The organism is Acinetobacter sp. Ac8, from assembly GCF_055392545.1.
On the sequence record NZ_AP043689.1, the window covers coordinates 1,500,030 to 1,526,371 of the forward strand.

The 26,342-nt window shown below is 38.4% G+C and carries 26 protein-coding genes; 14 read left to right on the top strand and 12 right to left on the bottom strand.

What is annotated here, in order from left to right:
- The first annotated feature begins 50 nt into the window (after positions 1-50).
- Both hemL and ACZ5QH_RS07200 read left to right on the top strand, forming a co-directional pair.
- Complete coding sequence (hemL, locus tag ACZ5QH_RS07195; RefSeq protein WP_244015527.1) at positions 51-1,346, top strand: glutamate-1-semialdehyde 2,1-aminomutase; 1,296 nt, start codon at positions 51-53, stop codon at positions 1,344-1,346.
- Between the two features lie 145 nt (positions 1,347-1,491).
- Positions 1,492-1,908, top strand: a complete 417-nt coding sequence (locus ACZ5QH_RS07200) for a GlcG/HbpS family heme-binding protein (RefSeq protein WP_239046076.1) — start codon at positions 1,492-1,494, stop codon at positions 1,906-1,908.
- Positions 1,909-1,999: 91 nt separating this feature from the next.
- Here ACZ5QH_RS07200 and ACZ5QH_RS07205 read toward each other — a convergent pair whose 3' ends face one another.
- From ACZ5QH_RS07205 to ACZ5QH_RS07215, 3 genes are all read right to left on the bottom strand, one after another.
- Positions 2,000-3,064 (bottom strand): amidohydrolase family protein, encoded by a 1,065-nt coding sequence (locus ACZ5QH_RS07205; RefSeq protein ID WP_303576472.1) that lies wholly within the window; start codon positions 3,062-3,064, stop codon positions 2,000-2,002.
- A gap of 217 nt (positions 3,065-3,281) precedes the next feature.
- Positions 3,282-3,686 (bottom strand): DUF3144 domain-containing protein, encoded by a 405-nt coding sequence (locus ACZ5QH_RS07210; RefSeq protein ID WP_004820141.1) that lies wholly within the window; start codon positions 3,684-3,686, stop codon positions 3,282-3,284.
- A 53-nt stretch (positions 3,687-3,739) separates the two neighbouring features.
- The gene (locus ACZ5QH_RS07215; RefSeq protein ID WP_004820143.1) at positions 3,740-4,111 is read right to left on the bottom strand and encodes a DUF3144 domain-containing protein; all 372 of its coding nucleotides are present in this window, start codon (positions 4,109-4,111) and stop codon (positions 3,740-3,742) included.
- Between the two features lie 88 nt (positions 4,112-4,199).
- On the opposite strand from ACZ5QH_RS07215, the gene ACZ5QH_RS07220 reads away from it, so the two are divergent.
- Positions 4,200-4,832, top strand: coding sequence for a hypothetical protein (locus tag ACZ5QH_RS07220; RefSeq protein WP_239046075.1), 633 nt, complete (start codon positions 4,200-4,202; stop codon positions 4,830-4,832).
- Between the two features lie 153 nt (positions 4,833-4,985).
- On the opposite strand, the gene ACZ5QH_RS07225 is transcribed toward ACZ5QH_RS07220, so the two are convergent.
- Together ACZ5QH_RS07225 and ACZ5QH_RS07230 are read right to left on the bottom strand one after the other, a co-directional pair.
- Positions 4,986-5,957 (bottom strand): hypothetical protein, encoded by a 972-nt coding sequence (locus ACZ5QH_RS07225; protein ID WP_034612195.1) that lies wholly within the window; start codon positions 5,955-5,957, stop codon positions 4,986-4,988.
- A gap of 196 nt (positions 5,958-6,153) precedes the next feature.
- Positions 6,154-7,413 carry an MgtC/SapB family protein gene (locus ACZ5QH_RS07230; protein ID WP_303576473.1) on the bottom strand — a complete coding sequence of 420 codons (1,260 nt, stop codon included), beginning with the start codon at positions 7,411-7,413 and terminating at the stop codon, positions 6,154-6,156.
- A gap of 174 nt (positions 7,414-7,587) precedes the next feature.
- Here ACZ5QH_RS07230 and tfpB point away from each other — a divergent pair, with 174 nt between their 5' ends.
- The 4 genes from tfpB (at position 7,588) to ACZ5QH_RS07250 (ending at position 12,010) form a co-directional block, all read left to right on the top strand.
- On the top strand, positions 7,588-9,345 hold the full coding sequence (gene tfpB / locus ACZ5QH_RS07235) for a type IV pilus assembly ATPase TfpB (RefSeq protein WP_004820151.1): 1,758 nt from the start codon (positions 7,588-7,590) through the stop codon (positions 9,343-9,345).
- A gap of 101 nt (positions 9,346-9,446) precedes the next feature.
- Positions 9,447-9,806, top strand: coding sequence for a NirD/YgiW/YdeI family stress tolerance protein (locus tag ACZ5QH_RS07240; RefSeq protein WP_004820153.1), 360 nt, complete (start codon positions 9,447-9,449; stop codon positions 9,804-9,806).
- A 162-nt stretch (positions 9,807-9,968) separates the two neighbouring features.
- Positions 9,969-10,634 (top strand): response regulator transcription factor, encoded by a 666-nt coding sequence (locus ACZ5QH_RS07245; RefSeq protein WP_004721888.1) that lies wholly within the window; start codon positions 9,969-9,971, stop codon positions 10,632-10,634.
- Positions 10,635-10,675: 41 nt separating this feature from the next.
- Positions 10,676-12,010, top strand: a complete 1,335-nt coding sequence (locus tag ACZ5QH_RS07250) for a sensor histidine kinase (protein ID WP_303576474.1) — start codon at positions 10,676-10,678, stop codon at positions 12,008-12,010.
- Between the two features lie 189 nt (positions 12,011-12,199).
- On the opposite strand, the gene hemP is transcribed toward ACZ5QH_RS07250, so the two are convergent.
- Entirely contained in the window at positions 12,200-12,370 is a 171-nt protein-coding gene (gene hemP / locus ACZ5QH_RS07255) for a hemin uptake protein HemP (protein WP_004721884.1), read from the bottom strand.
- 140 nt (positions 12,371-12,510) lie between these two features.
- Between hemP and ACZ5QH_RS07260 the strand changes: the two genes are divergently transcribed.
- Positions 12,511-13,422, top strand: coding sequence for an NUDIX domain-containing protein (locus tag ACZ5QH_RS07260; RefSeq protein WP_303576475.1), 912 nt, complete (start codon positions 12,511-12,513; stop codon positions 13,420-13,422).
- Positions 13,423-13,448: 26 nt separating this feature from the next.
- Here ACZ5QH_RS07260 and ACZ5QH_RS07265 read toward each other — a convergent pair whose 3' ends face one another.
- Positions 13,449-14,033 (bottom strand): tetratricopeptide repeat protein, encoded by a 585-nt coding sequence (locus ACZ5QH_RS07265; protein ID WP_004820161.1) that lies wholly within the window; start codon positions 14,031-14,033, stop codon positions 13,449-13,451.
- Positions 14,034-14,084: 51 nt separating this feature from the next.
- The gene (gene mrcB, locus ACZ5QH_RS07270; RefSeq protein ID WP_035371136.1) at positions 14,085-16,478 is read right to left on the bottom strand and encodes a penicillin-binding protein 1B; all 2,394 of its coding nucleotides are present in this window, start codon (positions 16,476-16,478) and stop codon (positions 14,085-14,087) included.
- A gap of 195 nt (positions 16,479-16,673) precedes the next feature.
- On the opposite strand from mrcB, the gene ACZ5QH_RS07275 reads away from it, so the two are divergent.
- From ACZ5QH_RS07275 to ACZ5QH_RS07285, 3 genes are all read left to right on the top strand, one after another.
- The gene (locus tag ACZ5QH_RS07275; RefSeq protein ID WP_004721877.1) at positions 16,674-17,576 is read left to right on the top strand and encodes an NAD(+) kinase; all 903 of its coding nucleotides are present in this window, start codon (positions 16,674-16,676) and stop codon (positions 17,574-17,576) included.
- 2 nt (positions 17,577-17,578) lie between these two features.
- Positions 17,579-17,845 (top strand): YeaC family protein, encoded by a 267-nt coding sequence (locus ACZ5QH_RS07280; protein ID WP_004721875.1) that lies wholly within the window; start codon positions 17,579-17,581, stop codon positions 17,843-17,845.
- A gap of 186 nt (positions 17,846-18,031) precedes the next feature.
- Positions 18,032-18,496: a hypothetical protein gene (locus ACZ5QH_RS07285; RefSeq protein ID WP_303576476.1), complete on the top strand. Its 465-nt coding sequence runs from the start codon at positions 18,032-18,034 to the stop codon at positions 18,494-18,496.
- Positions 18,497-18,523: 27 nt separating this feature from the next.
- Here ACZ5QH_RS07285 and ACZ5QH_RS07290 read toward each other — a convergent pair whose 3' ends face one another.
- A complete protein-coding gene (locus tag ACZ5QH_RS07290; protein ID WP_270385403.1) occupies positions 18,524-19,519 on the bottom strand; it encodes a glycosyl transferase family protein in 996 nt (331 codons plus the stop codon).
- Between the two features lie 425 nt (positions 19,520-19,944).
- Here ACZ5QH_RS07290 and ACZ5QH_RS07295 point away from each other — a divergent pair, with 425 nt between their 5' ends.
- Entirely contained in the window at positions 19,945-21,306 is a 1,362-nt protein-coding gene (locus tag ACZ5QH_RS07295) for a dicarboxylate/amino acid:cation symporter (protein ID WP_096733633.1), read from the top strand.
- 54 nt (positions 21,307-21,360) lie between these two features.
- Here ACZ5QH_RS07295 and ACZ5QH_RS07300 read toward each other — a convergent pair whose 3' ends face one another.
- A complete protein-coding gene (locus tag ACZ5QH_RS07300; RefSeq protein WP_303576477.1) occupies positions 21,361-22,431 on the bottom strand; it encodes a hypothetical protein in 1,071 nt (356 codons plus the stop codon).
- 23 nt (positions 22,432-22,454) lie between these two features.
- Positions 22,455-23,045 carry a peptide chain release factor H gene (gene prfH, locus ACZ5QH_RS07305; RefSeq protein ID WP_303576478.1) on the bottom strand — a complete coding sequence of 197 codons (591 nt, stop codon included), beginning with the start codon at positions 23,043-23,045 and terminating at the stop codon, positions 22,455-22,457.
- A 301-nt stretch (positions 23,046-23,346) separates the two neighbouring features.
- Here prfH and cgtA point away from each other — a divergent pair, with 301 nt between their 5' ends.
- Together cgtA and proB are read left to right on the top strand one after the other, a co-directional pair.
- A complete protein-coding gene (gene cgtA, locus ACZ5QH_RS07310; protein ID WP_004820174.1) occupies positions 23,347-24,570 on the top strand; it encodes an Obg family GTPase CgtA in 1,224 nt (407 codons plus the stop codon).
- 61 nt (positions 24,571-24,631) lie between these two features.
- Positions 24,632-25,765, top strand: coding sequence for a glutamate 5-kinase (proB, locus tag ACZ5QH_RS07315; protein ID WP_004721861.1), 1,134 nt, complete (start codon positions 24,632-24,634; stop codon positions 25,763-25,765).
- Between the two features lie 48 nt (positions 25,766-25,813).
- Here the strand turns inward: proB and ACZ5QH_RS07320 are convergent, their stop codons facing one another.
- Positions 25,814-26,335: a hypothetical protein gene (locus tag ACZ5QH_RS07320; RefSeq protein WP_303576479.1), complete on the bottom strand. Its 522-nt coding sequence runs from the start codon at positions 26,333-26,335 to the stop codon at positions 25,814-25,816.
- Positions 26,336-26,342: the final 7 nt, after the last annotated feature.

Consider the following 26,342-nt stretch of genomic DNA (forward strand, 5'->3'; position numbering starts at 1 on the left):
TTTTTTATATCATTTTGAAATTTTAGTATTCTACAGGATTGAGTCGATTTATGAGCCTATCTCCAAAACAAGAGCAATTGTTTAAACAAGCCAGTAAACATATTCCAGGTGGAGTGAATTCTCCAGTACGAGCGTTTAATGGGGTGGGTGGTACGCCAGTATTTATCGAAAAAGCCAAAGGTGCTTATTTATACGATGTCGACGGCAAGCGCTATGTGGACTATGTGGGTTCTTGGGGGCCGATGATTTTAGGTCATGCACATCCTGATATTATCCAAGCAGTACAAGAAGCAGCAGTTGATGGTTTAAGCTTTGGTGCACCGACAGTACATGAAACCACACTGGCTGATTTGATCTGTGAAATCATGCCATCAATTGAATTGGTCCGTATGACCAACTCAGGTACTGAAGCAACCATGACCGCTATTCGTTTGGCGCGTGGTTATACAGGTCGTGACATGATTGTGAAATTTGAAGGTTGCTATCACGGACATTCAGATTCTTTATTGGTTAAAGCGGGTTCAGGCATGTTGACCATGGGTGAGCCAACATCAAAGGGTGTACCTGCTGATTTTGCCAAGCATACGGTGACCTTGCCATATAATGATATTGAAGCTGTTAAAGCTTGTTTTGCGAAATATGGTCAAGAGATTGCAGGGGTGATTGTTGAACCTGTTGCTGGAAATATGAATCTGGTTAAGCCAATCAAAGGTTTCTTAGAAACGATTCGTGAGCAATGTGATCAATACAAATCAGTATTTATTATTGATGAAGTGATGACAGGTTTCCGTGTAGCACTCGGTGGTGCGCAAGCATATTATAATGTAAAACCTGATTTAACGACTTTGGGTAAAATCATTGGTGCTGGATTACCAGTCGGTGCATTTGGTGGAAAACGTGAAATCATGGAATGTATCGCGCCTTTAGGTGGGGTTTACCAAGCAGGAACTTTGTCGGGTAATCCATTGGCTATGCGAGCAGGGATCAAAATGTTTGAAACCCTTCGCCAACCTAACTTCTACACTGATTTGTCTGCAAAATTAGATCAATTATTACAGGGTCTACAAGCGGCTGCGGATGAAGCTGGAATCCCATTCTTTACTCAACAAGCTGGTGGTTTGTTCGGCCTTTACTTTACTGATCAAACTGAAATTAGTAGTTTTGACCATATTTTAAAATGCGATATTGAAGCATTCCGTAAATTCTTCCACGGGATGTTAAATCGTGGTGTAAACCTTGCTCCATCTGCATTTGAGGCAGGCTTTATTTCAGCTGCACACAGTGCTGAAGATATTCAGTTTACTATTGATATGGCTAAACAAGTCTTTGCTGAAATGCAAGCTTAAGGGGATTTAAGGCCGCTTCGATTGCTTGAATAAATGAGCAGAATGGACAGTCTTTTTGCATCAAGTTTGATTTAGAATAAAAGCCTGTAGTCTAAGGACTACAGGCTTTTTTGTGATTTTAGACATTATAATTCAGGAAGAAAATATGCAAACCAAACACTATTTAACCTTATCTGATGCAGAGTTTTTATTGAATAAAGCACATCAATATGCAATTGATCATGCTTTTAATGTCAGCATTGCCATCGTTGATGAAACGGGCAATTTATTGGCAATGAAGCGTATGGACGGCGCTTCTGCATTGACGTCGAAATTCTGTTTGGACAAAGCCAGATGCTCTGCATTAAGTCGTAGACCGTCAGGATCATATGAGACCCTTATCAAAAATGGTCAAATGGGATTTTTAACCATGCAGAGCGGCTCAGGGATGTTGGAAGGTGGTGAGCCTATTTTGTATCAAGGTCAGTTGGTTGGTGCAGTGGGTATTTCAGGAGTGAAATCATTTGAAGATGCTGAAATTGCACGACATGCAATTCAAGCCTTTCTTGCTCAATGTAATTAAACTTCTATAGTTAAAAAATTATGTGTATAAGTAAAATCAGTAAATAAGTTTGAAGAGGTGTTTAAGTAAACACCTCTTTTATCTTGTAAAATTACAAACGATAGAATTGTTTGGCATTATGGTGGAAGATGTTTTCCAGTGCATTTTCATCATATTGCATCACGATATCACTAAACGCATCAATGATATTCATCAGACTGGTATTGACCCGATCCATTGGGAAATTGGAAGCAAACATCACCCGATAGGTGCCAAAACTTTCCAAAGCATGCAGAATCAGTGGTGCAACAAGATCAATGATTTGTTGTTTAGAGGCCAGTTGTTTTTTCTTATAAAATTGATGACCAAGCACTGGCATAAATAGACCAGACATTTTGGTATATACATTTGGATAAGCGGATAATTCAGCAATAGCATCTTGCCATTGATAAAAAATATTTTCACGTGCTGTTTTAGACAAGCCTGTATTTTGCCCAATTTTACCAAACAAGCCTGCTGGTGTACCAAAGTGGTCTAAAACAATTGAAGTTTCTGGGAACTTTTTTGCCAGCTCAATTACATCGGGAATTTGATGAGAATACACCCAAGCATCAAAACTCAGATTATGTTGCGCGAGTTGTTCAAAGCCTTTTAAGAACTTTTTCTCGGTATACAGGTGCGGGAGATCTGTCCAATTATGCACGCCTTTATCTTCATGAAAGGCAGCCATACGGCGTATACCGCGCAAACGTTTAGATGCTTTTTGGTGTAACTTTAAAATCTTTTTGAAATTAGGATCGCATGGGTCGGTGGTAGCCACGATGCCACCAAGTTTTACGGTGTTTTCATTAAAGGGTAAGGATTCAATAAATTCTGTTTCACCTACGACAGCTTTGCCTTTCTGTTTGGCCCAACTGGCTTCAATATGCACCACTTGTTCGACTGTATATGATCCAAGATCATGTTTATAGTCTTGTGGTAAATAGGGGCGGGTGATGTGCTCAGTTAGTCCAACCGTTTCAATCAAATCTTTAGCTTTGACTAAACGCACCATTTTATCGAGTAGAAATGGGCGCTTGCCCAAAAGCTTTACCGCAAATGCTGCTGCATGAGGGGTGTTATAGGGATCCCATTGGTGAATATGTGGGTCAATGATTGGAAAATTCAAATCTTGCATATAACGTCCAAATTGTTATTTATTATCAAAATACAATACATGAATTTTATAAAAGGTGAATATTGTCACTTGGTAAAATTTAAGCGGTAAAGCCATTGGGGGAATCAGTTGATTTTATTGTTTTGGGATGACTGCCAAAAATTGTTATAAAAAAAATAGCCTCATTAAAAAGGCTATTTTATCAATGCTTTGATTGATCTAAGATGAATTAATTCAATCAGTGTTGATGATCATGGCCATCATGATCATGCTTGTGGGTATGAAAATCTTCGTTTTTACGGAAACGGAGATAATTTTCAAACTGCTCACAATACTCATCATAATTGTCTTCAAGCATCATTTGGAATTGTTGCAATATATAAGACATGACTTGTTCTTTGGCGTCACGCATTTCATCACCATCTTTAAAGGTGTTTGCAGCAACCCAGGTATTAAAACGTGCAGTAGCGAAGAGCATTGCTGAGCTGACTTGTCCACGAAGTTCTTCTGGCTTAGGTTGCTGTCCTTTCGCTGGGCGGCAAAACTCATTGGCTTGTTTGATAAACTCATCCGCACGCTCAAAAAAAACAGCATTTAAAGCTTCTTCTTCGGTGACATCAGTAGCATCGATTTTTTGAGACATGACTTTTCCACATAGCGTATTTCATTGGTGGGCTATTATAGGCAATCCAAGGGTTAAACGAAACGCTTTACTTCTTCTGTATCTGAATTTGCAAAATAGCTGTCAAAATTTTCTTGATATTCATCAAGATGATCTTCAAGCATGAGTTTAAATTGTTCTACATAATAGTCTAAGATGACTTGGCGATCCGCTTTAAAATCTGGTGCTTGATTGTAGGCACATGCTGCATGCCAAATACTATAACGGGCATTGGCATACATAAATGAAGCACTGATCTTTCCAGGATGTGCTGTCAAATGCGAAACTTGATGATTTTGATCTGCAAATTGATTGGCGAGAGCAATAAATTCATCAGCACGCTCATAAAAGTATTCGTCAGATTCAACTTCTTCAGTTTCTTCAAAAAAATCATTATTTTCGGACATTATCATTCCTTTTCATAGACTTGTTTCATTGATATAACTATAGCATACTCAAATAGCCTAAGCTTAATAAATACTCAAGGAGTAGATAATGCAAGATGCGATTGCCATACAAAGCTTGAAAAGTGATATTGCATTATTACGCCAAAATATTTGGCCGCCTGTGGACTTAAGCAATGTTGAGGGTTTGCCAATTTATTATGGAACCCAATCCGCAGTAGAGGCCTACTATAAACAGTGGCTTGGGTTGCTAGAAAGGGCACAAACCTTGTATCAACCTTTTATGCAGGATGAGGCTTTAGATGTGGCTCAATTACCCAGCCATTTAAATTTACCTTTGTTCTTTTTTCATGTAGATCGAATTCGAATTAATAAAACCCGTGCCAAAGAATCAAAAACTTTTCGTGGGATTGCTTCACTGGTTGAGAAATGTGGGCAATTTGAACCTAGCCAAATTAAAAATATGTCACAGTGGTTAAATAGTGATGATAGCGCAGCCTTGGTTGCGCATCGTGAGTTTATTGATTTAAGAACCTATATTTTTCAGTTTGGGCAAAGTGAATATACGAGAACACGATTTTATGTGAATGGCTTAGTGCTGAGCACTGAAAAAGATTTTGAATTGGTCGATGCCCGCGATAAGCCGCGTAAGCCACGTAATGATAGTTATGCTGATCCTTTAGCGGATAACAATCTCTGGAAAGTATTTGGTAAATATCGTTAGGCGGTTGTGAAATAGATGGTTGTAGATTTTGTTAAATAGGCTGTGATTTTTAACTTTGTTGTTTTTCTAGCTACAAAATGAAACGAGTAAATTATTTTAAGCACTGACTAAAAAATAAGATTTAGTCAGTGCTTTTATATAAAAGAATATCTTTTATTTTACAGCATCAATTGCAACACTTGCTGTTTTGTTAAACAGCGTACATTCTGACTTTAAGCCATTTAGATAAGCTTCTGCTAACTGCGCATTTATACTGTTTTTACCAGACTCAGCAACAGCATCTTGATAATCTCGTTCATATTGCTTAATTTGGTTTGCAAGTATGTCATATTCACCCGCAGTATAATAACTTGCTGGGTAATAGTCAGAGCCGATTTTAGCTACGGCATCAACTGATGTATTCAGTTGCATATCTCTGGATAAATCTAAGTTGAACTTTCCTAGCGCCGTTGAAATATAACCATCTTTAAAATATTTTGATGGGTCGTAATTATTCAGACGATAGCCTGAATAAAAATCAGCAAAGTTTGTATTTGTTGAAGAGGAAATTGATCGTAAACACGTTGATCCAGACGGGAATGTTTTACCTTTTAGTTTTTGCACATAATATGAAGAATAAGCGCCAACTACTGAGCTAAGTGCTATATTTGAACCAGCATAATGCTCAAATCCATTGATGTATGGACTAATTGCTTTGCCTGTTAAGTTGACTGTTTCAAATTTTTCAGTTAATTCCAATTGGTTATAATTACGAGATGAATAGGGTGTAAATGTCCAAACTGTCGCTGTTTTCGATTTCAACGTTGCATATTGATAGCCCAAATCAGTTTTACTTTTAGGTGCATCATAGAGCCCATCTGTTGCTAGATAATCACTTAAAAGATCTGATGAAAGGAACTGTGTTGAACCATCTACGTTATATTCACCATTGATGTACATCTGCTTATTGTTAAAGCTAAACTTTACTTTAGTAAAGAGGTTAATGTCTTGGGTTGAAGCGCCAGTTTCATACCCAAACCATTCAGATTCGTTGTTTGTTGTATAATCCCCAGCATCTGAATCACCTCCACATGCGCTTAAAAATAATGAAGAAATGACGGCAAAAGACAGTAATTTAATTTTCATGAATTATTCCAAATTATAAAATATTAAAATTTATGAGTATAAAAATTCTCGCTGTCATCATATTTAAACATTTTATTTTTTCAATGTTTTTTTGATGAAATTTTAAAATTCTGTTAATTTTTATAATTATATATTGATCGAAAACTTAAAATGATTTTGCTGCTTTTCAATTTCATCCTTGCAAAAAAAAGTGCTTTTAATATTGAAGAACCCAAACAAAAACGATGATAAACATCGTCATATGCAAAATTTGAATTGGAGCAAAGATCAAGGCATAGCGACTGCCACCACTTAAAAATGCATTGATCGATTTCGCAATGGCATGTGCTGCTAAACCTAAAACAAAGGCGAGAGATAAGATATGATTACTCGGTTCTCCCTGAATGACAATCGTGGCCAAAGCGCCATGAATTTCAAATAATGAGGCCAAAAGCGTACCTGCAATTAAACCCGCATCACCCAATAAAAGATTTAGCCCATATACACCCGCCTGAATCAAGGTTAACGACGCTGCAATAATGGCTGCTTCTTTTAGACTAAACATACGACTATCTGTAAGCTGATTATTTTCAATCGGTTGTGTATGACGCATAAACCATAAGGCAAAAATGGTGAGGATCGTGATAGCGATTAGACTGGGCAGTACAATGAGCTTGAACCATGTAATACTGACACCAATTACAATAATCATGAGTTGTAGTAGGGTTGCCACGCAAGACATTAATGCTGCTCCTGCATTGGCTTTAGCATCTGCACGTCCATTTCTGACTTCTAATCCTAAGCTGGCAATGGTAGCGGTACTGGAAACAAAACCTGAAGCAAGCGAAGACAACAGCATGGCATTTTTTGATGACAATAATCGTTTGGCAATATGTGCAAGTGCTTGCACCGCCAAGATTAAGGTGAGTAATTTTAAAATAACATAGGGGTTAAGCACAGCACCCCATAAAGCTTTGTTTGGTGTCAGTGGCAATGCAATTAATAACAATGCCAGTAAGAAAATTCCATCTTTAAATTCAGATTCTGTAATCCATTTCCCGGCAATGCCATGCATAGAATGTTTAGTCATCAACAAGATGGTGAGGATGACTGATAAACCTGCGGCAAAAGAAATATTCCAAACGCACATTCCACCGATAAAATAAGTGAGGATAAATGCAATTTCAGTGGTTACACCGGGATCATCAGTTTGATTCTTTAAAGAATAAATGACGATACCACCTGTAATGAATGCACCCGCAATGCCAAAATAGGGACCAAACAAAAAACAAACAGCACCTAGTAAAGCGCAAATGGCAAATGATCTTAAACCTGCAAAACTATTTTGATTTTCACGTTGCTGACTTCGTTCACGTTCAAGACCGATAAGTAGACCACAACCCAATGCAGCCGCAATGATGGTGAGGAAATCGTTATAAGAGCCAAATGGAAATGGATATAGCGATATAAAATTCATAGTGCTCTCCAAATAAGACCATGAATTAATAGAATGATTTCAATGTATCGCAAAGTTTTAGAAAAACAAAAGTTTATTTTTTAGCCTTAAGCTAAATACATTATTGAATTTAGAAAATCCAAGAAATACAACAATTAATTTTGTTATAGTAGATTGAGTTTCGGGGATATAACAATGCAATTTAATTTTGAAATCGATACAGCTTGGTGTTTAGAACAATTATTAAAAGATGGTCGTATTACAGAACGGGAAAAACTATTGGTACAAACCACGCATCGACAACGCGATCAGTTGAAGTGGCATCCTTTACAATGGATAGCCAGCTTTAAGCTCGTCGATGCTAAAAATCCAGTGAAAAGACTGACATTGACCACACTGACAGAATGGTTAGCTGAAAAAGCCGAACTCAATTCATTTACAATTGATCCGTTAAAGGCCGATGTGACTTCACTGACCAATGTCATGTCGCAAGAGTTTGCAATAAGAAATAAAATTTTAGCAGTTGAGGTCAGTGCCGATAAAATTCTGATTGGTACAGCACAGCCTTTTATGACGGATTGGGTACATAATTTAGAACGTAGTTTAAGCCCCAAAAAAATTGAAAAAGTGGTGTTAAATCCTGAGTTATTACAACGTTATTTAACTGAGTATTATCAAGTCAGTAAAGCGGTCAGCAATTCGCAAAAATCCAGTGCCTATGATAAAGAAAATAAGGGTGTAGAAGCACTTTTACAATTGGGTGATACCCAGAATCCAGATGCCAATGATCAGCATATTGTGAAATTGGTCGATTGGGTTTTACAGTTTGCTTTTGAGCAAGGCGCAAGTGATATTCACTTAGAACCGCGTAAGGAAAAAGGCAAAATTCGTTTTCGTATCGATGGAGTACTGCATACGATTTATAATATGCCAGCCAATACCTTAACCGCAGTTATTTCACGGATTAAAATTTTAGGTCGTATGAATGTTGCAGAAAAACGTAAACCGCAGGATGGGCGTTTAAAAACACGGACACCGAAAGGGCAAGAAACCGAGCTACGTCTTTCAACATTGCCGACTGCTTTTGGTGAAAAGTTAGTGATGCGTATTTTCGACCCAGAAGTTTTGGTACGAAGTTTTCAACAATTGGGTTTTGATGAACATTTATTGGCGCAGTGGCATGCTTTAACTCAACATAGTCATGGCATTATTTTGGTGACTGGTCCCACTGGTTCAGGTAAAACCACCACGCTTTATTCTTCGTTAAAACAATTGGCAACCGAACAAGTGAACGTCTGTACCATTGAAGATCCGATTGAGATGTTGGAGCCAAGTTTTAACCAGATGCAGGTCAATCAAGGGATTGAGCTCGGTTTTGCTGATGGTATCCGTGCGTTGATGCGTCAAGATCCAGATATTATTATGGTTGGGGAAATTCGTGACCAAGATACTGCCAACATGGCGATTCAGGCAGCATTAACAGGTCATTTAGTACTTTCAACCTTGCATACCAATGATGCACCATCAAGTTTGACACGTTTGCATGATTTAGGCGTGCAACCTTTTTTAACCGCTGCAACGATTTTGGGCGTATTGGCTCAGCGTTTAGTGCGTAAGCTTTGTCCACATTGTAAGCAAGAAACCTTTATCAATGAACAAGAGTGGAAGCATTTGACATTTGGCTATCAGACCAAAATGCCTAGTTTTGTATATAAAGCAGTTGGATGTGAGGAATGCCGTCAAACAGGTTATAAAGGTCGTGTTGGGATCTACGAGTTTATGCCGATTAGCCTTGAAGCAAAGCAGAGAATTAGTGCGGGCGTGACTTTAGATGATTTAAAAATGCAGGCAAAAAAAGAGGGTATTGAACCATTAAGAATTGCTGGTGCACGGAAAGTATTGGAAGGCGTAACTACGCTGGAAGAAGTCCTTAGAGTTGTGCCTTTAAATTAATTTTGACTTAAAAGAGCAAATGAAGAAATCCTAAGATTCACCTCATGTTGGTTTGTTTTAATGCTTCTATCGAAACAATGAACCGATATGAGGACACAACAATGAACGTCATTGCGAAAACAATTTTAACCACAAGTTTGATTGGTTTAACAAGTTTTGCTACTGCAAACACAGCGATAAATCAATCAGCACTTACACCAAGTTTAACCACAGTAAAACAAGCGTTAACGTTGAAAGATGATACCAAAGTACAGCTTCGTGGCAATGTGGTTAAAGCAATCGGTGATGAAAAATATCAATTCCGTGATAGCACAGGTAGCATTACTGTCGATATTGATGATGAATTATGGCAAGGTAAACCGATCGCGGCAAATGCTACAGTGACATTGTTTGGTGAGGTCGATATCGATTATAAACCGACAAAACGTGTAGAAATTGATGTGGATGCCGTGAATTTTTAATTATTTTATCCATTAAAACAAATCACCGCAGATTCTCGTTATATTCTCTAAGACTACATGTGTATGCATGTGGTCTTTACCTATGTTCAACAAGTATGAACAGCAACAAACTGCAGATTTTATTTTGATCAAGGCTTTATCTGCCTAAAAGAGAGATGGTCTATGCGAATTTTGCTCGCTGAAGATGATAGTTCACAAGCTGAAAGTATTAAATCTTGGTTGGAAATGGATGGCTACAATATAGATTGGGTCGAACGTGGTGATCATGCAATTTTAGCCATAGAACAGCATCAATATGATTGCATCTTGCTAGATCGTGGTTTGCCCAAAGCCACTGGCGATGAAATTCTTAAACTGTTAAAACGTCAATTTCCAGAAATTCCTGTGATTTTTCTTACGGCGAGAGACAGCATTCAAGATCGTGTGCAAGGTTTGGATCTCGGTGCAAATGATTATTTGGTAAAGCCTTTTAGTTTAGAAGAATTATCTGCCCGAGTACGGGCACAACTCAGACAAACCCAAGTCACAAATTTACATGAAATAAAATATGAAAATTTAGTGTTAGATACTCAAGCGAAAACGGTATTTCAAGACCAGCAAGTTGTTCATCTCACTGCAAAAGAATTTCAAATTTTATATAAATTGATGCAAAAGCCTGAACATATTGTGACACGTGAGCAATTGGAAGAATCTCTTTATGCTTGGGGGGATGAAATTGAAAGTAATGCGATTGAAGTTTATATCTATCAATTGCGTAAGAAGATCGGTGGGCATTTGATTAAAACAATCCGTGGCTTGGGCTATCGTATGAATAAAGAGCAAGATTGATTATTTCACCGAGCACTTTGAATGATTTCAATAGGATGAATATGACCCAAGCAGTATCACTACAAACCAAGCTGATTAAGACCTCCATGCTCAGTTCAATTGTGGCAGGTATTTTTGCGCTGATACTTCTGGTCAGTCTTTCGATTTATCACAACATGAAGGTACAAGATGAAATCATGGATGAAGTTGCAGATATGCTTCTGATTTCAGATTTAAGTGCGACGTCTGGTTTTCAATTGGATGAGTTAAGTGATGAATTTGATATTCAGTACCGATTGATGAATGGTGAGGTGATGTTGACTCAATCCCCTGAATTTGATTTACAACAGGGGCATGACAATCTTCTGGCGAAGAGTGAAGACAATGGATATGCATTTATTTGGGCAGAAAATAAGTTGTTACGTAGCTACCGAGCGATTGATCAGGATTCCCAGTTAAGCGTCTATGTTATACAGCCCTTAAGTGTCCGTTTTAAAGACTTATTGCAAAGTTTTATCAGCTATTTATTGGTTTTATTAAGTCTCTGGTTGTTGCAATGGCTGATTTTACATTTCTCAGTAAAAAAACAATTTAAATCTATTCAACTGCTTTCGACAGAAATTGCAGAGAAAAATGCCAATGATCTCAGCTTAATTCAGCAGCAGCCTGCATTTAAAGAACTTGAGCCAATGGTCAATCAGCTCAATCAAATGCTTGCTCGACTGGATCAAGCTTTAATTGCTGAACAACGCTTTACCGCAGATGCATCACATGAATTGCGCTCGCCGCTTTCTGCGATACAAATGCGTTTGCAGTTATTACAACGCAAATATGCAGAGGTTCCTGAGATTTATCAGCAACTCAATAGTATTCAAAATGATGTGAATCGAGGAACGCTGGTTCTTGAAAATCTTTTGCTTTTAGCACGATTAGATCCAGCGGATGCCAGTGAATTACCGAAGACTTGGATAAGTCTAGAGCAAATGACTCAGCATGTGTTAAGTAGCTTAGATCCATTTATAGATGAAAAGCAGGTTCAGATTCATATTCAAAGCGAAGATGTTCAGGTCTATGTAAATGAAGAATTACTGTTTATTTGTATTCGCAATCTTGTCGATAATGCGATTCGTTATACGCCAGTACAGGGCAATATTTATATTCAGATTGGACCTTTAAACAATAGCAATAGCTTTGAAATTCAAAATGATGGTGAGGGTATTCCTCAAGATATCTTAGATCGTTTAGGTGAACGTTTTTACCGAGCGTTGGGGACCAAAACACAAGGTTCAGGCTTAGGTTTATCAATTTGTAAAAAGGTGATCGATCTGCATCATGGACAGATTCAGTTTGCTGCTTCCGAATATGGCGGTTTGAGCGTTTGTGTTTATTTACGTTAAAGCTGTACGATTGAATCGGTTATTTTTATTGAGTGTTTAGCATTTCATTGGATCGATTTATAGAGATAGGTTGTTGCATAAAAATCAACAGACAAGCATTAAAAATCAGCTGACAAAATTAAAAAGCAGTATGCGCTGATTCATACTGCTTGTTCCCACGTTTTTTGTTTTAACTTAATGTTTTTATAGTTATTTGGTCAAAATTAGACGATTGTTACGTGTTAAACGTAAGCGATATTCTTCTCCAGCATGCATGATGCGAATTTCGCGCCCTAATGCAAATAAGTTATTTGAATGTAACATCGGAAGGGATTGGTGAGCTTCAGTGTTACGTGTGAATAGGCTAAAAGGTGCGTTCATTATTGTTACTCCGTGTGGGGTGCTGTCTAAGTGATTTAAATGATAATCATTATCGAATAGGTCTGTCAACGATAATTTTTATCATTTATAAAATTTCTATAATTGCTTACAATTCATTAAAAATTCAGGTGTCGATTTTTATGTCTAAACCCAGTATTCATGTGGCTATCGCTTTATTACTTTATCGTGGGAAAGTGTTGGTCGGTTGGCGCAATGCAGATCAGCATCAGGGCAATAAATATGAATTTCCTGGCGGCAAAATTGAAGCAGGGGAAACGCCTGTTGAAGCATGCCGTCGAGAGATCTTTGAGGAAGTGGGAATTGGCATCCAGCAATGGCATGCTTTTGACGTGATCCATCATGTTTATGATGATGTTGAAGTGTTTCTCCATCTTTTTCATGCCACGGTTCCTGAACAATATTTGCATGATATTCAGAAACCTTGGACATGGTATGGACGTGATCAACTCTTCGCACTGAATTTCCCCAAAGCCAATCAAGCGATTATTCAACGCTTGTACTGGGCGCATCAAATTAAAATCTCCGACAATCTTTCAGCATTGAGCATAGAAAAAAGTCTAGATGACAACGCGCAACTTTTTTATTTTAGAACGACTGCAGATCAGGTTGCTGTAACACAAATTTCGCAGTTAGCTACAAATGCCTTATCTCGTTTGATCGTCAATATAGAGCTATGGCAACAGTTGCCTGAGTATCTTCAAAAAAGTATAGCTGCTGTACATTATAAACAGCATCAATTGATGGATTTACACATCGGGCAGTTACCAATCGGTCTACGTTGTATAGCAGCATGTCATGATTTGGTATCTTTACAGCGAGCACAGAGCTTAGGCTTTGATGCTGTGATGTTAAGTCCAGTATTTGCAACCCAGACCCATCCTGAAGCCAATGCACTTGGATGGGAAAAATTTGCTGAATATGCAAAGACCTGTGATTTACCAGTCTTTGCATTAGGGGGATTAAGCCAAGCTGATTTAGCGATTGCACAACAGCATTATGCATACGGGATTGCTGGGATTCGAAATTTTTAATCGAGCAGAGATATTGGCTTAAACAGTTATAAACGTTGTAACTGTTTTTGCGCTTCTGCGATGGTCTGTTGATTTTTTAATTGTTGAGCAGCCTGCAAGATAACATTCCAAAAGGTTTTCTTTTGGGATGGACTTTGCGCATAACTTAAACCACGTCGCGCTAGAGATTCAGCATTTGCATATTGTTTCTTCTGATTGGCAATTTGAGCCAAATAAGAGAACACTTGTGCCGATTGTGGTGCAATACGTTGTGCATGGATTGCATAACGTTCAGCTTCATCCCACTGGCCCTTTTGATACGCAGTTTGAGTTTGTTGGATGAGTTGTTTAAAGGCTGGGATATTTTCTCCATCCTCAAATTTTTGCGTTTGAGGCTTGGATTGTGGCGCAATCACAACAGGAACTTTTTCACGTTTAATTTCAGGGCGTTCATAAGGGGTAATTTTTACCCCATCTGGTGTCGCAACCCGATGGTCAGGCTGTTCAGATTTTGGCTTTTCAACAGATTTGCTTGGTTTAGAATTTTGTTGGGGTGTTGTTTGACACCCAGCCAAAGTTAATATTCCACTTAAACTTAGAATATAAGCGATTGTGCTTACATTTCGTTTCATCACAAATTCCTATTTAAAAGCCAATTTACCCGTATATCCAACATGTTTAGATTAGTTGTTATAACTACCACTTGAGATCACATGACCTCTTGAGTCCTGATCTAAACTGTCTTCACTTTCGCGAATATAGTTTTCTATACTATCACTTGAATGCGGCTGTGAAGTGTTTTGTTGCGTATCAGGTGTGGATTGAGGATCGACTTGATAATATGGCATGCCGCACTCTGTTGCACGATTAGGGACTGTGTGACGTAATAATGGAATATATAGTGCGCCTTCACAGCCTTGTGCTGAAAGCTCCCCAGTACGAGAGTCTATCCATTGCCATGAAATATCATCTGTTTGACGTAAATTCACTGGTTTTTGGCGTAATTGCTTCATGACATTGATCCAGACAGGTAATGCACCTGATGAACCTGTAAGTCCAGTGATTTTATTGTTGTCTAAGCCTAACCACACCACTGCTAAATTATTGCCTGAATATCCAGCAAACCAAGAATCACGGGTATCGTTGGTTGTACCAGATTTGCCCGCAAGTTTGAGATCAGCAGGTAATGTGTTGTAAGCTGCTTTACCTGTACCCGCCGACATGACTTGTTGTAAGCCAAAGTTCAATAAGAAAGCAGCAGAAGGGTCTATGGTCTGTTGTACATTTAAACCAAAACGTTCCAATAAACGACCATTAGAATCTACAACAGTACGAATGGCTTTGGTTGGATATTTAAATCCACCTGTTGCAAAGTTACCATAAATACTCATCACTTCCATTGGCGACATATCAACCGCACCAAGGAAAATAGACGGGTAGTTTGGAATCTTTGAGGTCACCCCAAATTTAGACAAGTTATTGCTAAATGTAGAGATCCCGAATTCGTTCCCTAAACGCACAGCAGACAAGTTATATGAGTTTGCTAAGGCTTGAGACATCGGAACATAGCCATGACCTGTTCCACTATAGTTCTTTGGTGTCCAGGTTTGATTACCACTGACAGGTAAACTAATTGGTGCATCTTCAATTTGTGATGCCCAGTTATAACGACCTGATTCCAACGCACTTAAATAAATCACAGGTTTAAGCAAAGAACCCACTTGACGTTTAGCATCTACAGTACGGTTAAAGCCAGTAAAGTCTTGGGTTGAGCCAACAGCGGCAATCAATTCGCCATTTTCAGGACGGGTAACTAAAACAGCACCTTGCAGGTCTTTTAATCTTGCGGGGTTCGCATTGGCTAAACGGCTCACCGTTTCTCTAAAGCTCTTTTGCACTCTAGTTTGTGCAATTGGATCAAGTGTCGTAAAAATTCTTAAACCTTGGTTGGTTAAATCTGACTCTTGGTATTCGGTTTTAAGTTGACGACGTACAATATCTAAGAAGTCTGGGAAGCTTGCTGTACCTAATGTTGGTTTACGCACCACATTGAGTGGACGTGCAATTTCTTTTTCATATTGTGCTTGGTCTAAGTATCCCATCACCAACATATTGTTCAGCACAATATCGCGACGTTTTTTTGCGCCTTCAGGATTTTTCCAAGGGTTAAATAGGGTAGGGCCTTGAACTAAACCAACCAAAAATGCTTGTTGTGAAATATTTAATTCACTGAGCGGTAAACCAAAATAGAATTGTGAAGCCAAGCCATAACCATTGACAGAATAGTTACCACTTTGACCTAAATTCACTTCATTTAAATAGGCTTCTAGAATTTCATCTTTGCTGTAATGAAGCTCTAATAACAGCGACATCAGGGCTTCATTCACTTTACGTTTTAAAGTCTTTTCAGGGGTTAAGAAAAAGTTCTTAACCAACTGTTGAGTGAGTGTTGAACCACCTTGACGTTTACCACCAGTCACATTACTGAGTAACGCACGCGCTGTGCCACGGAATGAAATACCATGATGACGATAAAAGTTTCTATCCTCTGTAGCAATTAAAGCTTCAATCAAAGGTTTAGGAACTTTATTTAATTTAATGAGGACGCGGTCTTCATTGTGTTGCGGGTAGATACCACCAATCAACATCGGTTCTAAACGTGCGATTCCTGTATTGGTTGGTTTGGTGGCTTTTACATCTGTAACTGTATCGCCAGCAAAGGTCACTTGTAGGACTTGTTCTGGATCTACACTGTCACCAAAGTCAAAGCCACGTGTATGCACGTAAATTGTATTCGGTTGGGTAATATAGGTTCCCGATTTGGTATAGCTATCACTGTTTTTATAACCGAGTAATTTGAGCTCTTGTTCAAACTCTATTTGGGCAATTGGCGCAGTTGCATAAATTTCTAATGGGCGAGCGAATACTTTCGCAGGAATATCCCAACGATTGCCTTCAAACTTATCTCGAATAACATTGTCGAGGCGAATTAAGTAGACGCTAAATGCGAGAAATACTGCAATAATTAATACACAAAAAATCAGTGCAATTAAGCCTATACCACGTTCGGTCTTCATATACAGATAATAATACCCAAATTTATTTTCGCTAATCATGCGAAGCTTTTCTTAATTTTGCAATAATAAATCTGTGAAATACACAAATTTAAAGGCTTTTTAAACATTCTCGTTATTTTTCGTATATGAATGATTTTATAAACATATACTGAGAGTGCTATTATATCTCAGAATTTCAGTGGAGCTACCGCATCTGTGCAAATTTCACCAAAGACCTTTCGTAATATCGGTTTAATTGGAAGACCAGATAAATCATCTGTGGTTGATACGCTTTGTCTTATACACGATCATTTATTAAGTTTGGGTCTGCATCCAGTTTTTGATACAGCTACAGCACAACTTGTACCTTATACCAATACACAAACTGTCAGTAAGAATCTGCTCGGTGAAGTGGTTGATTTGGTTATTGTCGTGGGTGGTGATGGTTCTTTATTACATGCTGCACGTGCCTTGGTAAAATACAATATTCCTGTACTTGGGGTGAACCGCGGTCGTTTAGGGTTTTTAACAGATATTAAACCCACTGAAGTGCTGTTTAAGTTAGATCAAGTTTTAAAAGGTGAGTTCCAGCTTGATCGTCGCTTTTTATTGGAAATTGAAATTCGCAGTAAAAATGAAATAATTTATGATGCAATTGCTTTGAATGATGTGGTACTTCATTCTGGTAAATCTGTACATATGATTGATTTTGAGCTGAACATTGATGGGCAATATGTTTATCGCCAGCACAGCGATGGTTTAATTGTATCGACTCCGACAGGTTCAACGGCATATGCCTTATCTGGTGGTGGACCAATTTTACATCCAAGTATGGATGCGATTGCTTTGGTTCCAATGCACCCACATACGTTGTCATCAAGACCGATTGTGGTGGGTGGGCAAAGCGAAATTAAGATATTGATCCGTGAAAACCGTGTGTTGCCGATGGTCAGTGCCGATGGACAGCATAGCGTTTCATTAAATGTTGGTGATAGTTTGCATATTCGTAAACATCCATTCAAACTAATACTTTTACATCCACCAGGTTATGACTTCTATATGGCTTGTCGTACTAAACTTGGCTGGAATCAAGATTTTGATTCTTTTCAGCGGGATTGACCATGAATATTGAACAGATGCTTTCTATTTTAGATGCTGACATTGTCGAGCGTTTAAAAACTGCGGTAGAAATTGGTAAATGGCCAAATGGTGTGGCGTTGACTGCTGAGCAACGTCAAACCTGTATGCAAGCAGTGATTGCTTGGGAACATCAGAATATACCTGAAAAAGAACGTACAGGTTATATCGATAAAGGGCATAAAGAAGAAGGTGAGGAATGTGATTCGCATGTACCTGAGCCAGAATTTAAACCGATTCGTTTTATCTAACTGAGCAAAAGATCCCTTGAATCACAGAGTAGTTTCACTTTGTGATTCAAACACTCAATTTAAAAAACAATAAAATTTAAACTGTTTCAATCATGATGCTGTTAAAACGATAAATATGTTCAAACGAGAAGTGCGTAATAAGGTGATAAAGATATTCAGCATGATAAAAACGATAAAGAGGTTAAAATGCTCAAGCTGTTCAAAACAATAACGCAACTAAAAACAATAAAGCTTGCCCGACTCAGTTTATTCTGTATCACTGTAATTTCGACCAGTGCATTCGCTGAGCGAACAAGTGATGCAAGACGTATTCAATGTTTATTAGATGTTACCGTAACTGCAAGTCAAAATTTCCAAACGCCAGTCACACAATATACATCAATTAAAAATGATGGTTATCCCATGCTGTTAATTGGTATAAAGATCCGTAATGCTTATACAGCCGACGCATCAAAAAAGATAAAAACCCATCATCTGTATTGTTTAAGTCTGATTGGTAAGCAAAAAGATGCTTATTTATCTGGTCCTTATCAACCCAATAATATCGATGTCAAAGTGGGTGATCAGTTGCAACTCATCAATATTCATTCTTCTGGGAAAAGTTATCCCTATTGGGCTGATTTTTATTTTATCCAAAAGCGTGATCAATAACGTTCACGCTTGTGTTTAAAGATGAAATTAGAAACGCGTGTTCCAAAGATACTTTGCTTTACTCATGGCTTCTGGATAGTTATTTACAATACCCATGGTATATAAAGCAATGCCCATTGTTTCAGTGATGGCAATTTCTCCATACTCATGTGCTTGTTGGCCTTCCCAAACCGATTTAAAAACAGCGAGATCAAGCTGTTCTTCTGTTGGGCTACGGTTATCGGTTAATTTAGGCAATTCATGTTCATAAAGTTCACCATCTTGAATACCACAGATAAGAGTTTTGGCATCAGGATTACGCTCAAACTCACCACCTTCACCTTTAATCACAGCACTATTTTTATAACCTAATTGAAAGGCAGCTTGTTGGTGCGAACTACGATAAGCAGGGTGGAAAATTGCCTGTAAGGTTGCTTTGGCATTGAATGGATTAATCAAACGAGCTAGTGTGTGAATCGGGGAGCGTAAACCCATCACATTTCTAAGATTGATCAAATCTGCCAAGATCGGAGAGATCACATTTAAAGGCAAATAGGCAAAATTTTGGGTGTCTAGTTGCTGTTTGACTTGTGCTTCATTTTGGCAAATTGGAAGGCCCAAGTATTCTAGGACTTGTTCAGTATAGACACGGTTCATGGTATGGCCTGATGCACCATGCATCACGATTTTATAACCATGCTTTGAAAGTGTTAATGCTGCCAATAAAAACCACGGATAATGTTTGCGTTTACCCGCATAAGATGACCAATCTAAATCCACAGCAAGTGGTTGAAAATTCAATTGGTCTTTGGTCGCTTGGACAAAGCCTGTCAGTTCATCTACAGACTCTTCTTTGACTCGAAGCAACATTAAAAATGCGCCAAGTTGTACATCTAAGACTTCATTTTTCAAAATCATTGAAAAAGCTTGATAAGCTTCATCATAAGTTAATGATCGTGCACCATTTTTCCCTTTACCGACAATTCGCACAAACTGCGCAAAAGGATGTTCAAAGTCTTTATAAAGATTGCGTTTTGTATTCATGTCAAATGGATCAAGGGAGAGGATACAGTGGAATACACTATGCCATAAATGGATCTGAATCGTATAGACATAGACGATATTAGACTAAGGTCTAAGCATAAATTGCACAGATGTTAGGCGAAATTAACATTTGCATAGAGATTGATCATCAAAAATTAATTAAAATAGCCTTGAAGAGCGTTTTATTTTTTATCTCCTGTTCTGTATTTATTCTTTTGGCCAAGGTGCCAGCGAGAATAAATCTTAAACATCGTCATTCGTTGTCGTTGTCATTGTTTTGGAAAACTGTCGTTTTCTGAAGGGATTTTTATTTGCTAAAAACCGACTTCCCAGAAGTTTTTATCGGGATTTTGGGCTGTGTCAGCAAATGGTAGCATTAACATTGGATATTTCTTCAAACAGAAATATAGAAAGAAGTAATTATCATGGCTAAGAAACCGCTGTATAAGTCACTCTATTTTCAAGTGATTGTTGCCATTATTTTGGGTGTGATTGTAGGGCACTACTTTCCAAGTGGTACTCAATTGATCAATGGTGTAGAGAAAAGTGTTCCTGGTTTAGGCGAACAACTCAAACCTTTAGGTGATGCTTTTATTAAGCTCATTAAAATGATTATTGCCCCTGTGATTTTCTGTACCGTGGTCAGTGGGATTGCGGGTATGGAAAGCATGAAATCAGTGGGTAAGACCGGTGGTATTGCACTTTTATACTTTGAAGTCGTGTCTACCATTGCCCTGATTATTGGTTTGGTTGTTATCAATATCGCCAAACCGGGCGTTGGTATGAATGTTGATCCTGCGACTTTAGATACCACAGGTATCAGTAAGTATGTGGAATCAGGTGCATCACAGTCTACTGTTGATTTCTTTTTGCATATTATTCCAAATACGGTTGTGGGCGCATTTGCAGAAGGTGAAATTCTACAAGTTCTTTTATTTGCCTTATTGTTTGGTTTTGCATTACATAAACTTGGCGATGCTGGAAAACCAGTATTAAGATTGATTGATCAAATTTCGCATGTGTTCTTTAACATCGTGAATATGATCATGAAACTTGCGCCAATCGGTGCTTTTGGTGCGATGGCATTTACCATTGGTAAGTATGGGATTGGTAGCTTAGCGCAACTTGCACAGTTAATTCTTTGTTTCTATATCACGTGTTTGTTGTTTATCTTTATTATTTTAGGTTCGATCAGTCGTTTCTGCGGATTTAGCATTTTAAAAATGATTCGTATGATCCGTGAAGAGTTGTTGATTGTATTGGGTACATCGTCTTCAGAATCTGTATTACCACGTATGCTGAAAAAGCTTGAAATTGCTGGCTGTGAAAAGTCTGTGGTTGGTTTGGTAATTCCAACAGGTTATTCATTTAACCTTGATGGTACCTCTATTTATTTGACTATGGCGGCGATCTTTATCGCACAAGCAACCAATACTCAATTGGATATTTGGCATGAAATTACCTTGCTTGCAGTCTTGTTGATTTCATCAAAAGGCGCAGCAGGTGTAACTGGTTCAGGCTTTATTGTCATGGCAGCAACTTTGGCTGCTGTAGGCAATATCCCAGTCGCTGGTTTGGCTTTGATTTTAGGTATTGACCGTTTCATGTCAGAAGCACGTGCATTGACTAACTTGGTGGGTAACTCTTTGGCAACGATTGTGGTTGCCAAGTGGGTCGGAAAGCTAGATGTTGATAAGCTCAATGATGCTTTAAATAACCCAGCTGAAGTGGATCGTAAAATGCTTGAAGAATCAAATCAACCCCAATTGGATTTGCAAAAGTCTTAATTTTATTGTGTTGTAAATCAAGGAAGCTCAGGCTTCCTTTTTTATTGCCAAAATTTAGATATAGCTTGTTTCATAAACGGTTTTATTTGCAAAAGACAGTAAGCTTTGTCTACTCTTATGCTGCTTTTGTGGACGTGAATTATTGATTTGATTTAACAAGATTCGATCAGCAATGGCATAAGTCGTAATATTCTCATCGCCTACAATTATTAATAAATTTTGATCAGCATATAAATTAAAAACTTGTTGAGTTTGTTCGGGCATTTCCCAATAGTTTGCTGAATAATCATCGCCCCACATAGTTTTTGCGAGTGAAAGAAGATGTATTCCTGATCGATTTTTAGGTTCAGGTTTAAGGTCAAACTCTTCTTGATCCCACAGTTCAATATTCCAAATGGCAACATGTTGATCATCAAGCCAGCACATTACAGCATTCCAGTTTTCCCGATAACATAATGCTTGGACACTTGAGCCATCTTCACTTTCAAAAGGGTTATGTTTAAACCATTGACTGAGTGACCAAACTTTGGGAGAAGCTACAGGATGCCATATCCAACCATCATCTAAAATATAATCATTGTTTGGACTGATATATAACGTGCCATGAAAGTAATCTAAATAGTGTTTAGGAGGTTCAGTTTTATAAGCGGCAATATAGCGCTCAGTCAAAAGCTGATTTGTGGTTAAATTAAATGCTTCAAGTCGATTCCAGTCACTTCTATAAATACAAATATCTTGTGAATTGAACTGTGCAAAAGCCAATGAGAAAGATACGGTATCTTCATAATAATTTTGACTATCAATGTGTAGAACTGTTTCCAGTGTTTGGGTATTTATTACAACTCCAAATTGCCCATGATCGACATAAACTGCGATAAATTTCCCATTGGCACTACATTTAATTTGGTATTTAGGGGTACCGTAATGACGGAGTTCTCGATTATTTAGAACTGGAAGCGGAAGGGGCGTTATGGATAACTGTTGTAATTGCTGTTGAGTTAAGTTGTAGCAATATAAATAGCCTTTTTCGGTGAGGATATAAATTTTGCATGTATCTGCATCAATAGCTGTAATATCTAAAATTTCGCTATCTAAACTTTTTAAATTATAGTGTTTTTGTTTCATGTAATTCTCTTTTTAAAATATTTCTACTTCTTAAAACTGCGTATAGCATTGCCTCGTTCTATCAACGCGTGTTGTAAATGTTGAGCGTGTTTCTGATGGGCTTGCTGGCTCTCCATCTGTTGTTGTAGTTTGAGTGCAATCAACTCTTTTGCAACACGTTTATTGGCATGTTGGCTCCGTTCAGACATGACCTTTACACTTATTCCAGATGCAACATGCGTTGCATGGACAGCAGAGTCTGTCGTATTGACATGCTGCCCTCCAGCACCTGAAGCACGACAGGCCTGAAAAGTGATGGTGTCATCTGGGGGGAGTTGCAACGGTGTATCGAAAAGCGTAATGCCTACAAACCAGTTTTTACGTTTATGTTGTGGGCGAATTGGACTTTGGAAAGTCCATTGAATTGTACCGAGCCAAGTATTGAGCCATGTTTGAGCATTCTCATCGACACTGAGCAGTACCGAGGAATAACCATATTGAGTCGTATGGCTTTCAATTGTTTGGAGATGGATCTTTTTTGTTTTGGCTTCTTTGTGTATTTCTTCAAGCGTATATTTTACAGCGAGTTCACATTCTGCGGGTCCAAGCGCAGCACTGAGTTGGACAATAGACAATATGAGTGTTCCTTAAAATTAATCTGGACGATCGAAAATCAAAAAAATGCATGCGAATAAACAGAAATTGTGAGATTCATTAAAATAAGCGTGATTTAATTTTGAATTATTGATTTTCAGCGAACTGATTATAGAAAAATATGTGAATAAAAAACAATCGAAATCGAATAAAAATATGCATTATCAAGCCTCTCACAATAAATGTTTAAGAAAATTCATGCTTAGCTGAATAATACTATTCGAGAAATTTTTGAAAATATGGCAGAATATGGGGTTTTAAAGATTTTAGAGGATTGGCAGCATGCGCTTTGTTGATGAAGCAGTCATTACCGTAGAGGCTGGCGACGGTGGCAATGGCGTAGCCAGTTTTCGCCGTGAAAAATTTGTACCATTTGGTGGCCCAGATGGTGGTGATGGTGGTCGTGGCGGCAGCGTATATATTCAAGCTGACGACGATACCAGTACCTTAGTAGATTATCGTTATACCCGTAAATTTCGCGCTGAACGTGGTAAAAACGGTGCTGGCGCAAACTGTGCTGGTCGTGGTGGTGAATCAGTTATTCTGAAAGTTCCAGTAGGAACAACCATTGTAGATACAGAGTCTGGCGATATTATTGGTGATTTGGTTGAAGATGGCCAAAAGGTTTTAGTTGCACATGGTGGCGATGGTGGTTTGGGGAATACTCATTTTAAATCATCGACTAACCGTTCTCCGCGTAAATGTACACATGGTATCAAAGGTGAATACCGTGAAATTCGTTTAGAGTTAAAAGTTCTAGCGGATGTAGGTTTATTGGGGATGCCGAATGCAGGTAAATCTACCTTTATCCGTGCAGTATCAGCAGCTAAACCAAAAGTTGCAGATTATCCATTTACAACAATGGTACCGAACTTGGGTGTGGTCGATGCGGATCGTCATCGTTCATTCGTTATGGCGGATATTCCAGGATTGATCGAAGGTGCAGCAGAAGGTGCAGGTTTAGGGATTCGCTTCCTGAAGCATTTGGCACGTACACGTATTCTTTTGCATATTGTCGATGTACAACCGATTGATGGTTCAGATCCTGCCTACAATGCCAAAGCGATTGTGGAAGAATTGAAAAAATTCTCACCAACATTGGCTCAATTACCGATTGTTCTTGTTTTAAACAAACTTGATCAATTAACTGATGATACTCAAGAAGAATGGTGTAATCATATTCTTGAAGAATTACAATGGGATGGTCCTGTATTTAAAACTTCAGGCTTGCTTGAGGAAGGTACCAAACCTGTTGTGTATTACCTCATGGATCAAATCGAGCAACAACGTGAGTTGGAAGACGAAGATCCAGAGTATGCAGCGAAAATGAAAGCATTCCGTGATCAGCTTGAAGCTGAAACACGTGAGCAAACGATTGCTGCAAAAGAAGCTTATCGTGAAATGCGTCGTCAACAACGTCTTGCTGGTATTTTGGCAGAGGAAGAAGATGATGAGGATGACGATGGCGAGGATGATGGCGAAATGGAAGTGTACTACGTACGCTAATTTCTAAGGGTATCTATAGTCTCTAAGGATACCCATTTAGAAAAGAAAGACCGAGGACAAGATGATAGAAGTGGTAGATGGGCAACGTCAGCTCAAGGCTTTAAAACGTATCGTTGTTAAAATCGGATCATCTTTACTCACAGCAAATGGGCAAGGTTTAGATTTGGATGCAATTTCGCATTGGGCGAAACAAATTGCAGATCTACACAATGCAGGACACGAGATTATTCTTGTGTCTTCAGGTGCTGTGGCTGAAGGGATGGTTCGTATGAAGCTAGAGAATCGACCCACCGATTTACCCAGTCTACAAGCTTGTGCTGCCATTGGTCAGATGGGGCTAATTCATACGTGGTCAAGCGTGTTGGAAAAGCATTCTATCCAAACGGCGCAAGTCTTGTTAACTCATGATGATCTTGCGGATCGCCGTCGTTACCTTAACTCATGTGATGCACTGCAAAATTTAATTGATTGGAAAGTGATTCCTGTAATCAATGAAAATGACACAGTGTCTACTGATGAAATTCGCTTTGGTGATAATGATACGCTTGCAGCAATGGTTGCAGGGCAAGTTCATGCAGACTTACTGATCATTTTGACTGATCAGCAAGGGATGTTTGATTCAGACCCGCGTTCTAATCCAAATGCAAAATTGTTCCATACTGTTCGTGCAATGGATGAAACCTTGTTTGATATGGCCGGTGGTGGTGGTAAGTTTGGTCGTGGTGGTATGTTGACCAAAGTTCGCGCTGCTCGTCTGGCTGCCAAGTCAGGTTGTCCAACGTTGATTGCCAGTGGTGAAAGTGACAATGTATTGGCTCGTTTAATGGCGGGTGAATTATTGGGTACTTTATTCATTACTGATGATGATCGTGTTACAGCACATCAACAGTGGTTGGCTGCACACCTTCAAACTGCAGGGCGTTTGGTTTTAGATGATGGTGCTGTCAAAGCCATTAAAGAAAACCATCGTAGTTTATTGCCTGTAGGGGTAAAAGCTGTGGAAGGGCATTTTGATCGTGGTGATGTTGTGGAATGTGTTGATCAGTATGGTCATCGAGTCGCGGTTGGACGGGTAAACTTTAGTTCGCGTTCTGCTGAAACTGTCAAAGGTTTGGCTTCGGATAAAGTGTATCAGGTGCTAGGTGAAGCACGTTCTTTAGAAATGATTCATCGTAATCACATGTCGATTTATTGATTGGCTTTAAGATTTCTAAGAAATATAACCTCGCTTTGGCGGGGTTTTTTATTTGGGTATGATTAATGGTGCTTTTTCGTTGTATAGATCGGATTTAAAAACTTTATGGCCGACCCATGACTTTAAGTAAAAATGTTGATCATGGAAGCGAGAGCCTCCTTGTACACCTTTGCCAAAATTTTCATCGCTATTTAACTTACGTTTGATCGCACTAAAAAAACTTTTAATATTTTTATCGGGTGTTTTTGAGATGATTCTTAAACTTATTTTTTCTAACGTATCCTCTGTTTCTCGACCACCTTCACCTGCAATCGCATATATACAGTATTCATCTTTGTAGATTTTATCTTTACTGATGTTTTGAGCTTGATCGAGAAAATAGAAGCCAAGATTAGGATGATCATATTGGCTAAGTTGTTCTTGTAAATTATCAGGCGTGGCAATTTTCATTTGAATTTTATGATTTGAATCAAAATATTCTATTGCCATTTCAATTTGATATTTCTTTAACTCGTGTTGAATACAGGGATAGAATTCAGAGAGTGGCATGATGATATTGATATAGGACATTGAAAAA

Excerpts from the sequence above, each read along its gene's own strand:
- tfpB (WP_004820151.1), top strand. The coding sequence starts at position 7,588 with ATGCAATTTAATTTTGAAATCGATACAGCTTGGTGTTTAGAACAATTA.
- ACZ5QH_RS07265 (WP_004820161.1), bottom strand. The coding sequence starts at position 14,033 with ATGAAACGAAATGTAAGCACAATCGCTTATATTCTAAGTTTAAGTGGA.
- ACZ5QH_RS07300 (WP_303576477.1), bottom strand. The coding sequence starts at position 22,431 with ATGAAACAAAAACACTATAATTTAAAAAGTTTAGATAGCGAAATTTTA.
- ACZ5QH_RS07250 (WP_303576474.1), top strand. The coding sequence starts at position 10,676 with ATGACCCAAGCAGTATCACTACAAACCAAGCTGATTAAGACCTCCATG.
- ACZ5QH_RS07280 (WP_004721875.1), top strand. The coding sequence starts at position 17,579 with ATGAATATTGAACAGATGCTTTCTATTTTAGATGCTGACATTGTCGAG.
- ACZ5QH_RS07285 (WP_303576476.1), top strand. The coding sequence starts at position 18,032 with ATGCTCAAGCTGTTCAAAACAATAACGCAACTAAAAACAATAAAGCTT.
- proB (WP_004721861.1), top strand. The coding sequence starts at position 24,632 with ATGATAGAAGTGGTAGATGGGCAACGTCAGCTCAAGGCTTTAAAACGT.
- ACZ5QH_RS07245 (WP_004721888.1), top strand. The coding sequence starts at position 9,969 with ATGCGAATTTTGCTCGCTGAAGATGATAGTTCACAAGCTGAAAGTATT.
- ACZ5QH_RS07290 (WP_270385403.1), bottom strand. The coding sequence starts at position 19,519 with ATGAATACAAAACGCAATCTTTATAAAGACTTTGAACATCCTTTTGCG.
- ACZ5QH_RS07240 (WP_004820153.1), top strand. The coding sequence starts at position 9,447 with ATGAACGTCATTGCGAAAACAATTTTAACCACAAGTTTGATTGGTTTA.
- ACZ5QH_RS07205 (WP_303576472.1), bottom strand. The coding sequence starts at position 3,064 with ATGCAAGATTTGAATTTTCCAATCATTGACCCACATATTCACCAATGG.
- ACZ5QH_RS07220 (WP_239046075.1), top strand. The coding sequence starts at position 4,200 with ATGCAAGATGCGATTGCCATACAAAGCTTGAAAAGTGATATTGCATTA.
- ACZ5QH_RS07200 (WP_239046076.1), top strand. The coding sequence starts at position 1,492 with ATGCAAACCAAACACTATTTAACCTTATCTGATGCAGAGTTTTTATTG.
- ACZ5QH_RS07320 (WP_303576479.1), bottom strand. The coding sequence starts at position 26,335 with ATGTCCTATATCAATATCATCATGCCACTCTCTGAATTCTATCCCTGT.
- ACZ5QH_RS07210 (WP_004820141.1), bottom strand. The coding sequence starts at position 3,686 with ATGTCTCAAAAAATCGATGCTACTGATGTCACCGAAGAAGAAGCTTTA.
- ACZ5QH_RS07295 (WP_096733633.1), top strand. The coding sequence starts at position 19,945 with ATGGCTAAGAAACCGCTGTATAAGTCACTCTATTTTCAAGTGATTGTT.
- ACZ5QH_RS07215 (WP_004820143.1), bottom strand. The coding sequence starts at position 4,111 with ATGTCCGAAAATAATGATTTTTTTGAAGAAACTGAAGAAGTTGAATCT.
- hemP (WP_004721884.1), bottom strand. The coding sequence starts at position 12,370 with ATGAACGCACCTTTTAGCCTATTCACACGTAACACTGAAGCTCACCAA.
- mrcB (WP_035371136.1), bottom strand. The coding sequence starts at position 16,478 with ATGAAGACCGAACGTGGTATAGGCTTAATTGCACTGATTTTTTGTGTA.
- ACZ5QH_RS07260 (WP_303576475.1), top strand. The coding sequence starts at position 12,511 with ATGTCTAAACCCAGTATTCATGTGGCTATCGCTTTATTACTTTATCGT.
- cgtA (WP_004820174.1), top strand. The coding sequence starts at position 23,347 with ATGCGCTTTGTTGATGAAGCAGTCATTACCGTAGAGGCTGGCGACGGT.
- ACZ5QH_RS07230 (WP_303576473.1), bottom strand. The coding sequence starts at position 7,413 with ATGAATTTTATATCGCTATATCCATTTCCATTTGGCTCTTATAACGAT.
- ACZ5QH_RS07225 (WP_034612195.1), bottom strand. The coding sequence starts at position 5,957 with ATGAAAATTAAATTACTGTCTTTTGCCGTCATTTCTTCATTATTTTTA.
- hemL (WP_244015527.1), top strand. The coding sequence starts at position 51 with ATGAGCCTATCTCCAAAACAAGAGCAATTGTTTAAACAAGCCAGTAAA.